The organism is Microbulbifer taiwanensis, assembly GCF_014904815.1.
In the GTDB taxonomy this organism is placed as follows: domain Bacteria; phylum Pseudomonadota; class Gammaproteobacteria; order Pseudomonadales; family Cellvibrionaceae; genus Microbulbifer; species Microbulbifer taiwanensis.
Genome location: NZ_JACZFR010000063.1, coordinates 31,378 through 40,851 on the forward strand (window position 1 = coordinate 31,378; position 9,474 = coordinate 40,851).

9 protein-coding genes are annotated in these 9,474 nt (G+C 61.2%); 3 read left to right on the top strand and 6 right to left on the bottom strand.

Going from position 1 to position 9,474, the window contains the following annotated elements; genetic code table 11:
* Positions 1-133 precede the first annotated feature (133 nt).
* On the top strand, positions 134-457 hold the full coding sequence (locus tag IG627_RS19050) for a DUF6763 family protein (protein WP_193194625.1): 324 nt from the start codon (positions 134-136) through the stop codon (positions 455-457).
* Positions 458-472: 15 nt separating this feature from the next.
* Here the strand turns inward: IG627_RS19050 and IG627_RS19055 are convergent, their stop codons facing one another.
* Positions 473-1,111 carry an LOG family protein gene (locus tag IG627_RS19055; RefSeq protein WP_193194627.1) on the bottom strand — a complete coding sequence of 213 codons (639 nt, stop codon included), beginning with the start codon at positions 1,109-1,111 and terminating at the stop codon, positions 473-475.
* Between the two features lie 169 nt (positions 1,112-1,280).
* Here IG627_RS19055 and lexA point away from each other — a divergent pair, with 169 nt between their 5' ends.
* On the top strand, positions 1,281-1,886 hold the full coding sequence (gene lexA / locus IG627_RS19060; protein WP_193194629.1) for a transcriptional repressor LexA: 606 nt from the start codon (positions 1,281-1,283) through the stop codon (positions 1,884-1,886).
* 177 nt (positions 1,887-2,063) lie between these two features.
* Here the strand turns inward: lexA and IG627_RS19065 are convergent, their stop codons facing one another.
* The 4 genes from IG627_RS19065 to IG627_RS19080 all read right to left on the bottom strand — a co-directional run bounded on the left by IG627_RS19065 (position 2,064) and on the right by IG627_RS19080 (position 6,516).
* Positions 2,064-2,321: a hypothetical protein gene (locus IG627_RS19065; protein ID WP_193194631.1), complete on the bottom strand. Its 258-nt coding sequence runs from the start codon at positions 2,319-2,321 to the stop codon at positions 2,064-2,066.
* 115 nt (positions 2,322-2,436) lie between these two features.
* The gene (locus IG627_RS19070; RefSeq protein WP_193194635.1) at positions 2,437-2,928 is read right to left on the bottom strand and encodes a DUF6586 family protein; all 492 of its coding nucleotides are present in this window, start codon (positions 2,926-2,928) and stop codon (positions 2,437-2,439) included.
* 144 nt (positions 2,929-3,072) lie between these two features.
* Positions 3,073-5,760 carry a type I DNA topoisomerase gene (topA, locus tag IG627_RS19075; protein WP_193194637.1) on the bottom strand — a complete coding sequence of 896 codons (2,688 nt, stop codon included), beginning with the start codon at positions 5,758-5,760 and terminating at the stop codon, positions 3,073-3,075.
* 231 nt (positions 5,761-5,991) lie between these two features.
* A complete protein-coding gene (locus IG627_RS19080) occupies positions 5,992-6,516 on the bottom strand; it encodes a hypothetical protein (RefSeq protein ID WP_193194639.1) in 525 nt (174 codons plus the stop codon).
* Between the two features lie 147 nt (positions 6,517-6,663).
* Here IG627_RS19080 and IG627_RS19085 point away from each other — a divergent pair, with 147 nt between their 5' ends.
* Positions 6,664-7,101 carry a universal stress protein gene (locus IG627_RS19085; protein ID WP_193194641.1) on the top strand — a complete coding sequence of 146 codons (438 nt, stop codon included), beginning with the start codon at positions 6,664-6,666 and terminating at the stop codon, positions 7,099-7,101.
* 179 nt (positions 7,102-7,280) lie between these two features.
* Here the strand turns inward: IG627_RS19085 and IG627_RS19090 are convergent, their stop codons facing one another.
* Positions 7,281-9,152, bottom strand: coding sequence for an ATP-binding cassette domain-containing protein (locus tag IG627_RS19090; protein WP_193194643.1), 1,872 nt, complete (start codon positions 9,150-9,152; stop codon positions 7,281-7,283).
* Positions 9,153-9,474: the final 322 nt, after the last annotated feature.

The window sequence follows — 9,474 nt, forward strand, 5'->3', positions numbered from 1 at the left end:
GCCACGTGGCGCCGCCAAGGGCGGCGGCGGCAATCCCGGATTCGTTGGAAAGCGGATTGGTCGAAAAGCGGATTGGTCGGAAAGATAGCGGCTGGACATTAGATTGAGAGGAAAGCAACAGGGAGCAAAGGCCATGGCACATTTGCAACCGGATATCGGCAGCTGGTTTGAAGACATCGACAACGGGCAGCTGTTTGAAGTGGTGGCCATCGACGAGACGCAGCAGACGGTGGAAGTCCAGTACCTGGACGGCACCCTGGACGAGTTCGAACTGGATCAGTGGCAGGGCCTGCCGGTCATCGCCGCCGCTCCGCCGGAGGATGCCAACATTGCCTATGGCATGACCGCTACGGAGCAGGACCCCAACCTGAGCGGGAACGGATTCGGCACAAACCAGAACCCGGTGGATACCGTCGAGGGCGAGAGCTTTATCGGCACCGACGAATCGCCCTTTTAGTCCGTGGAATACTGTTTATTCCCGCTGCTTGATATATTCGATAATCAATTCCGCAGCCTCGTCCACGGTATCGACAATATGAAACAGATCCAGGTCTGAGGCGTCGATACAGCTGCGCTCCAGCACCGTATCCACCAGCCAGTCGTGCAGGCCGGACCAGTAACGCTTGCCCACCAGCACTATAGGGAAGCGCCGCACCTTCTGTGTCTGCACCAGAGTCAGCGCCTCAAACAGCTCATCCAGGGTTCCATAACCACCCGGCAGACCGATAAAACCAACCGCGTGCTTTACAAACATAAACTTGCGCACAAAAAAGTAGCGAAAGTGCAGGCTGATGTCCTGATAAGGGTTTGCGCTCTGCTCAAATGGCAGCTCGATGTTGAGGCCAATGGAGGCTCCGGGCTGGGGATAGGCCCCGCGATTGCAGGCCTCCATCAATCCCGGCCCACCCCCTGTAATGACCGGAATCCCCTCGGCGGCGAGCAATTCGCCGAGCCTGACCCCCTGCTTGTATTCCGGGCTGTCTTCGGTAAATCGCGCACTGCCAAATACGGTAACTGCGCCACTCAGCGCAATCAGCCGCTCTATGCCATCCACCAGTTCCGACTGTATGCGCAGTACGCGCCAAGCCTCGGGCATTTTTGCATCTAGCATTATTGTATTTCCTTATTGTCGCGTCATTCGACGATCTGTTTATTCGCTCTCTCGCTTCCCTCTCAATGTAGCAGCTCCCGACGATGCCACTGCGGCGATTGCGTCCTCACCGAATCTGTATATAATCACAGCAACTGTATATAAATACAGAATAAGACTAGGTGACCCTATGAGCAATCTCACAGCACGCCAGGCCCAGGTATTGGAGCTGATCAAAGTCTATCTGGATGAAACCGGATACCCGCCCACCCGCGCGGAAATCGCCCAGGAGCTGGGTTTTCGCTCCCCCAATGCGGCGGAGGAGCACCTGAAAGCGCTGGCGCGCAAGGGCGCCATCGAAATGGTGGCCGGCGCCTCCCGGGGAATACGCATACCGGACCACCACACGGGCCTGCCCATCGTCGGTCGCGTTGCGGCGGGCAACCCGATCCTGGCTGAGGAAAACATCGAGGATTACTGCGATCTGCCATCGGACTTCTTCCATCCCCCGGCGGACTACCTGCTGCGGGTACACGGCATGAGCATGCGCGACGCCGGCATTCTCGACGGCGACCTGCTGGCGGTGCAGAAAACCGACCAGGCGCGCAATGGCCAGATAGTGGTCGCACGGATTGAGGACGAGGTGACAGTCAAACGCTTCCGCCGCAAGGGCAACCAGGCAACGGTTCAGCTGCTGCCGGAAAACGAGGACTTTGAAGTGATCCAGGTGGACATGCGGGACAGGAGTTTCGCTATAGAGGGGTTGGCAGTGGGAGTGATTCGCCAGACGCCTTGAGGGAATGCGGAATGCGGAATGCGGACTACGCGGGCCGACTCTAACGCTATGGGGACCAACGTCGGCCGCGGCCTAACATTCTGGCACCCAGAATGACTGATCGCGGCCAATACGCTCGCCCAAGGCACCGTGCCCAATCGCGTATTCCGCATTCATCCTTCCGCATTCCGCATTCAATCAATGCACCGTGTGGTTGATCGGCATCAGCTCATCATCTTCGTCGAAATAACCCGGCTCCAGATCGTCGAGGTTCTGTACGGCCTCGATACCCGCCTCCAGCATGGCGCGGGCCACTTCGACCTTGTGTTCGCGCAGGAACTGCAGGCTTTCTGCAGAGAAATGGATACGTACGAGCGGGTCCTCCTTGTGGCCGGCACGGCGCAACGCCACATCGCCATTGGCCAGCTCGATTATTTCAAAAGTCTCGGAGGACATTCGCTTCTCCCTTCTTTACATCCCAAGATTGTGTGCAGTGTACCACAGGCGCTCCGGCAGTTTCATTGCAGAGCTGGCGTGAAAATGTAGAGGGACCTAGAGGGATTTTGCGGCGCTACCACTCCTGCGACTGGGCGCGCTGGCGTCGCACCAGCTCGCTCAGCGCAGATTGCCAGTCGCGCAGTAGTTCACCACTGAGCTGCACCGGGCCGGGCGCGGACAGATTCTGCAGCGGGATCAGGTTGGCCGCCGGCTGCCCGCTGCCACTTTCCGCCGCAAAGCTCCACAGCTGTACCCAGGCCGCCTGCAGCCGGGACAGCCAGCTGTCCGGATCCAGAGCCAGTTCCTGCAGCTCTACCGCCTCGCCGCTGGCCTTGCCGAAGGCCAGGGCCCGCTCGGCGAGCGCCTGGGCGGACTCCGGCTCTGTATCCAGCTGCAGCTGAAAGGCCAGCTCGGCGAGAAAGGCGCGGTAGGCCCGCCACAGGTGCATCACTACCGCCTCCTGCGCAGCGACACGCTGCAGTGGCGCCGCACAATCGGTCTCCAGCAGTAGCTGGCTCTTGCGCAGTGCAGAGGTCACGGAGCTGGTATAGGGATTAACCCGCACTTGTCACAATCCTCCTTCTGCGGCGGCCCCAGAGCACACCCTGTCTGCCTTTCGCCCGGTCGGAGCCGAAACGCCGGACCGGCTCAACGTACTGCACGCACTCTGGAACCACCTCGCTACGGACGATTGTGACAAGTGCAGGCATCATTTGCTTTTCGCAGCCGCCTTCTTGCCCGCCGGCTTGCGCTTGGCACCACTGGCCTTGCTGCCGGCTTCGATCTGCCACTTGCCATCACGATAGAAGGCGCGCCAACCGGTGGCCTTGCCCTCTTCCTCGGACTGCACATACTGCTCCTGGGTCTTGCGGCTGAAACGCACTACCGTATCGCGACCCTGGTCGTCTTCCGTGGGCGCTGAGAACAGGAAACTGTACTTCGGGTCTATCTCACTCTTGTGCGGCAACAGCTCCTTCACCAGGGGCGCGCGCGTCTCGCGATTCTTCGGGAACTGGCTGGCAGCGAGGAACAGGCCTGAGGCGCCGTCGCGCAGGATATAGTGGTCGTCCACCTTCTGGCAGGGCAGCTCCGGCATGGGTACCGGATCCATCTTCGGCGGCGCCGGCTGGCCGCTCTTGAGCAGCTTGCGGGTGTTCTTGCAGTCCTCATTGGTGCAGCCGAAATACTTGCCGAAGCGACCGGATTTCAGCTGCATGTCGCTGCCGCACTTGTCGCACTCGATCACCGGGCCGTCGTAGCCCTTGATCTTGAAGGTGCCCTTCTCCACCTCGTAGCCATTGCAGTCCGGGTTGTTGCCGCAGATATGCAGTTTGCGCTGTTCGTCCACCAGATAGCTGTCCATGGCGGTACCGCACTTGGCGCAGCGCCGCTTGTCGCGCAGCTGGCGGGTTTCTGCTTCTTCATCCTGGTCCGCGTCCACTGCCTCATCGCCGGACACCAGGTTCATGGTGTTGGTGCAGCGCTCCTTGGGGGGCAGCGCGTAGCCGGAACAGCCGAGGAAGACACCGGTGGAACCGGTGCGTATCTGCATATGGCGGCCACATTTACTGCACTCGATGTCGGTGTCCGTCGGTGTGTTGCGGCGCATGCCGCCCTCGGCGGACTGGGCCTTCTCCAGTCGGCCGGAGAAGTCCTGGTAAAATTCGTCGAGCAGATCCTTCCAGCCCCTGTCACCGTCCGCCACCGCATCCAGGGATTCCTCCAGGTTGGCAGTGAAGCCGTAGTCCATCAGGTCCTTGAAACTCTCACTGAGACGGTCGGTGACAATATCCCCCATTTTCTCCGCATAGAAACGGCGATTTTCCAGCCGTACGTAACCGCGGTCCTGGATAGTGGAAATGATCGAGGCGTAAGTGGAGGGGCGGCCTATGCCGCGCTTTTCCAGCTCTTTTACCAGCGCCGCCTCGCTGTAGCGCGCCGGCGGCTTGGTGAAGTGCTGTTTCGGGTCCAGTTGCTTCAGCGACAGCTTTTCACCAACCTTCACATCCGGCAGCACCAGGTCCTCGTCTTTCTTGCTGACCTGCGGCGCCACCTTCAGGAAGCCATCGAAGCGGATCACGCGGCCGCGCGCCCGCAGCTCGAAATCGCCGGCATTGACGACAACGGAAGTGGAGGTGAACTGGGCCGGTGTCATCTGGCAGGCGACAAACTGCTGCCAGATCAGGTTGTAGAGGCGCTCAGCATCCCGCTCTACGCCGGAGAGCATATTTGGCTGCATACGCACGTCCGAAGGGCGAATCGCCTCGTGCGCCTCCTGGGCACCCTCTTTACTGGAGTAACTGTTGGGTGCGTCCGGCAGGTATTTATCGCCGAATTTCTCGCCAATAAATTCCCGCGCCGATTCCACAGCCTCTTTGCTGAGGTTAGTGGAGTCGGTACGCATATAGGTGATGTGCCCCGCCTCGTACAGGCGCTGCGCCAGCATCATGGTCTTCTTCACACTGAAGCCGAGGCGGTTGCTCGCCGCCTGCTGCAGGGTCGAGGTAATGAAGGGGGCAGTGGGTTTGGAACTGGTGGGTTTGTCGTCGCGCGCACTGACGACGAAATCACTGGCCTGCAGCGCTTTGGTCGCGGCACTGGCCTGCGCCTCGTTGGTGGGGCGGAAGGCTTCGCCGGCCTGCTTCTTCACTTCCAGGCGCAGGGCATCCGTCTTGCTTGTGGTCGTGTCCGCGAACAGGGTCCAGTATTCCTCCGGGATGAAGGCGCGGATCTCGCGCTCGCGCTCGACGACAAGACGCACCGCCACCGACTGCACGCGTCCGGCGGACAGGCCGCGGGCGACCTTTTCCCACAGCAGTGGCGACACCATATAGCCGACGATACGGTCGAGGAAACGCCGCGCCTGCTGCGCGTTGACACGGTTGATATTCAGCGGCCCCGGATCCTTGAAGGCCTCCTGGATCGCGGACTTGGTGATCTCGTTGAAGACCACACGGCGATAGCGGTCATTGTCACCGCCGATGGCCTCGCGCAGGTGCCAGGCAATGGCCTCTCCCTCGCGATCCAAGTCCGTCGCCAGGTAGATGTGATCTGCGTTGGCGGCCAGTTTGCGCAACTCGCTGACCACCTTTTCCTTGCCGGGCAGTATTTCGTAGTGGGCGGCCCAGTTGTGGTCCGGGTCTATGCCCATGCGCTTGATCAACTGCTCGCGGTTTTTCTTGCGCTTGTAGATCTCCTTGGCCTCCGGCGACAACTTGCGCGTCTCAGCGGCGCGGCGCGCGCGCTCCTTGGGATCTACCGGTTGCTTGTTGCCGCCGGCGGTGGGCAAATCGCGAATATGGCCGACGCTGGACTTCACTACAAAGTCCTTGCCGAGATATTTATTGATGGTTTTCGCTTTGGCCGGCGATTCGACGATGACCAGTGATTTACCCATAAGTACTTGATTTTAAATAGAGAATTTACTGCTTTCGCAAGCCCGTGCGGCCTTTTTCCAAGACCTGCGCTGCGCGAATATATAAGCTCCGACCCGGGTGCGGTCAAGCGAGTGACGCAAATTCGTATCGCCAGTCACCAGGTTTTTGCCGCCGCGCGCGCTGTAAAAATACGGCTCAACGGCATTCACCGGGCCGTAAAAGGAGCAATTCCTGCACTGAATCCCGGGGATTCACTCCCCCCGATCCTGCGCCGGTTTCGGCTGCCGTATCGCTTCTTCTATAGTGGGACGGAATTGGCCCAGAGCAGACTCCAGCGAGCGGAAGGCACTATCACCGCCGGTCTCGCGCCACTGGATGCCGAGCCCATTCTGGGAAGCCACCAGCGCACAGGCGCCCTCAGGTAGTTGGTCCAGCATTTGCCGCAGGGGTTCCCATGCCGCCTGCGGCGCGGCGCGGCCATTGCGCCAGTCCCAGCGGCCCTCGAAATGCATATCGTGCTCCACGCGCTGCCGCTCCAGAATCCACCCCAGTTGAAGGCGACGACTGTCCTGCCAGCGGCTGTAGTAGACCGCCGCCGTGCCCTCCCCCAGCGCCGCAGGCAGCGCCTGCATCTGCACTGTCATGCCGGACCTGGCTGCGCGGCCGCGCAGGTCCGCCAGGCGCCTGTCCCGCTCGCTGGGCTTCAGCCACATGACAGGCCCCAACACCAGCGCTACGGCAAAGAGAATGATGATCAGCGGAAGCCATCCGGACATAACCGATCCTTGTCAGAGGGAAAAGGCGCCTATTGTGCGATGCCTTGCGCCATTTATGTCAACCAGTTTTTTTTACAGTAGACTTTCGAGAGCAAAAGCGCGCTGCCAATTAGCGGCGCGATGACAGGGAGAGGAGCAGAGCGACCCATGGCCAGTTACAAACGCGTTCTCGTCGGCTTGGACCTTTCGGAGGAATCATCCCAGGTGCTGCAGAAGGCCGGGGAAATCGGCCAGGCATTTTCCGCGGACCTGAGCCTGGTCCACGTAATAGAGCCGCTGACTTTCGCCTATGGCGGCGATATTCCGATGGATCTCTCCGAAGTACAGGAGCAGTTGCAATCCCAGGCCAAGGACCAGCTGCGCAAGGCGGCAGAGAAACTCAATGTGCCAGCCGAGCGCCAGCATGTGGTACTGGGCCAGCCGGCGACGGAGATCCACCGCCTCGCCGAGGAGCTGGAGGTGGATATGATCGTTATCGGCAGCCACGGCCGCCACGGCCTGGCCCTGCTGCTCGGCTCCACGGCCAACGGCGTGCTGCACGGCGCCGGCTGCGATGTACTGGCGGTCAGGGTGAATGTGGAATGACGAACGCGGAATTCTGAATACGCGATCTGGCTCCTACAGCACCAGGTCAGATCGCGTATTGCGCATTGATGAGGCACATCCCTGTGCCTCACCCGCTTCGCGGGCAGCCTTCGGCTGTCCAAATCTGGCTCCAGCCGCTCCAAGAATTCGCGGCGCCTGCGGCCCAGGCAAATTTGTCATCATTCCGCATTCCGCATTTCTTCCAGCTCCGACCAGCGCTCGAATGCAGTCTCAAGCTGCGCCTGTTTCTCCGCCAGCAGGCGCAGCCTGCCTTCCACCAGTGGCTGCTCCCGCTGGTAGAAATCCGGCTGCGCCATCTCCTGCTCCAGCGCCCCTACCTCCTCTTCCAGCTGTTCGATCAGCGCCGGCAGGCTGTCCAGTTCACGCTGTAACTTGTAGCTGAGCTTTTTCTTTTTCGGGGGCGCTTTTTCCGCAGTTTCCCCCCTGGCTTTGGGCCTGCTCTCCGCCGCCTTTTCCCGCTCCTCGGCGCTGGCGAAACGCCCCCCCTGGCGCAGGAAATCGCCGTAACCGCCGACGTATTCGCGCACCTGGCCATCGCCTTCGAACGCCAGGCAGGAGTCCACCACATTGTCCAGGAAGGCGCGATCGTGGCTGACCAGCAGCACGGTGCCGGAGAACTCCAGCAACAGCTGTTCGAGCAGCTCCAGGGTTTCCACATCCAGGTCATTCGTGGGCTCGTCGAGCACCAGGATATTGGCCGGTTGGCTGAACAGCTTGGCCAGCAGCGCGCGGTTGCGCTCGCCGCCGCTCAGAGCCTCTACCCTGGTGCGCGCCTTGACACCGCTGAAGAGGAAATCCGCCAGGTAGGACATGGCGTGGCGACTCTTTCCACCGACAGTGATGGACTCGCGCCCCCCGGCAACATTGTCCAGCACCGTCAGCTCGGGATTCAGCTGATCGCGACGTTGGTCGAAATAGGCGACCTGCTGCTTGGTGCCCAGGCGCACCTTGCCCGAATCCGGCTGTAGCTCGCCCAGCAACAGGCGAATCAGGGTGCTCTTGCCAACGCCGTTGGGGCCGATCAGGCCCACCTTGTCACCGCGCATCAGGGTAAAGGACAGGTCGCGAACCAGCGGCGCTTCTCCCGGGTAGGCGAAGGACACCTCCGTCAGCTCGGCCACCAGCTTGCCGGACATCTCGCCCGAGTCCAGTGCCATCCTGGCGGTACCCTGGCGGGTCCTGCGCGCCTCGCGCTGGCGGCGCAGCGACTGCAGGGCGCGCACCCTGCCCTCGTTGCGGGTGCGGCGGGCCTTGATGCCCTGGCGGATCCAGGCCTCCTCCTGCGCCAGTTTCTTGTCAAACAGCGCCTCGTTCTTTGCCTCTTCTTCCAGCAGCTTCTCCTTTTCCTGCTGATAGCGATCGAAGCGACACTGGAAAACCCGCAGGTGTCCGCGATCGAGATCCCACACCGTCTGCGCCAGGCGCTGCGCCAGTGCCCGGTCATGGCTGACAAACAGCAGTGCGCCGCGATAACTGGCGAGAAAGCTCTCCAGCCATTCCACTGCCGAGATATCCAGGTGGTTGGTGGGCTCGTCGAGAATCAGCAGATCCGGCTCTGTGACCAGCGCCCGCGCCAGCGCCGCGCGCCGCTGCCATCCACCGGACAGGTCGGCGACAGTATCGTCGCCATTCAGGCCGAGCCGATCCAACACGCTGTCGATACGTGGCAGCAGGTCCCAGCCGTGGGCGGACTCGATACGCGACTGCAGCTCCTCCCGGGGGTCGGCACGGTAATCGGCGAGCCACAATCCCACCTCGCCCAGGCCGCCAGCGACAAACCGATAGACACTGTCGGAGCAGTCCGACGGCAGCTCCTGATCCAGGGTCGCCAGGACCAGGTCGCTCGCGCGCACCACTTCGCCGCCATCGGCGTCTATCTGGCCGCCAATCAGGCGCAACAGGCTGGATTTGCCCTCGCCGTTGCGCCCGACAAGGCAAATACGATCGCCGCGCTCGATTCTGGCGCTGACACCGTCCGCGAGCACCTGGGTTCCGTAGCGCAGACTGACGCCATCCAACTGAAGCAACATAAATAACCACTACAATGAAGAGAGCCGAACCCCAACCGCCTCACAGAGCAACGGCGGTGGAAAAAGCGGATTCGGGCAAATGTAAAAAACGGATATTTTACGCATATTTTGCCGCGCCGTTCTGCTAGTGTCCTGTAAGGCACTAAAAGCGGTTATCAGCGGGCCGCTAAGCGGCTAGATACAAGGCGCATTTGCGCAGGCATAGCTGGCTACGTCAAGCAAATGCAACGCAGTAGATGGCTGCTTAGCGGCCCGCCCGAAGGGAGCCTCCCCAAAAACCCCCCCCGCGCCTGCCCCCCCCTGGTAGGGACCACCCCCCCCC